The following is a 248-nucleotide window of genomic DNA, read 5'->3' as shown; positions in this document are numbered from 1 at the left end:
CGCAAACGTTATAGCCAGCGCAAAATGAAGGGGGTGCATCCATTGGATAAAAGCCTGAATCTGGGCAAAGATCAGTTCTCTGACGGAGTCAGGCTGCGACTGGCTGAACAAATAAATCACAGTGCCTACGACCATGTGGCCCAGCAGATTGCACAAACCACCGGTGCTCAGGTAGCTAAGCGTCAATGCCTTAACCTCGTCCAGGACATGGCGCAGGATTTTGAAGATTATTACCTGCAAAATCGTTA

1 pseudogene is annotated in these 248 nt (G+C 49.2%); it reads left to right on the top strand.

The features are described 5' to 3' along the window. Nucleotides 1–42 precede the first annotated feature (42 nt). Nucleotides 43–248 (top strand): annotated as a pseudogene (locus tag H5300_RS28625) (ISKra4 family transposase); the annotation flags it as partial.

This window comes from Vibrio sp. SG41-7, assembly GCF_014164465.1.
Taxonomy (GTDB): Bacteria; Pseudomonadota; Gammaproteobacteria; order Enterobacterales; family Vibrionaceae; genus Vibrio; species Vibrio splendidus.
Note: the sequence above shows the minus strand (reverse complement) of the source record. Positions and strands in the feature narration are given on the sequence as shown.